The 370-nt window shown below is 61.9% G+C and carries 1 protein-coding gene; it reads right to left on the bottom strand.

All coding sequences use genetic code 11. The features are described from left to right. The coding region (locus SB764_RS38700) for an extracellular solute-binding protein (protein ID WP_410866564.1) at positions 1-370 on the bottom strand (370 nt) is incomplete at both ends.

Here is a 370-nt window from a genome sequence, read left to right as displayed (position 1 = left end):
CTTGGCAGGCAGACCGTAGCCGGCAATGCCGGTCTTTTCCTTGATGGCCTTGGCGTCGGCGATTTCCTCAGCCCAGGTCTTCGGCGGGGTTTCCGGGTCGAGACCGGCCTGCTTGAAGAGGTCCTTGTTCCAGTAGAGCGCCTTGGTCGAGAAAGCGACCGGCACGCCCCACTGCGTATCCTCGAAGGTGACCGTGTCGACGATGTTGGGGTAATAGGTCTTCTTTTCGTCTTCCGTCATCGGCACCGGAACGATGAGATCGTTCTGCGCGAACTGCTTCAGCGTGCGCGAACCGACATAGGCCATGGCGACCGGGGTGCCGGCAGCAGCGAGAGTGGTTGCCTTGTCCTGGCACTGAGCCCAGCCGACG

Source organism: Paraburkholderia sp. SIMBA_027, from assembly GCF_046535315.1.
GTDB classification, from domain to species: domain Bacteria; phylum Pseudomonadota; class Gammaproteobacteria; order Burkholderiales; family Burkholderiaceae; genus Paraburkholderia; species Paraburkholderia tropica.
This window is presented reverse-complemented; position numbering and strand designations above follow the sequence as displayed.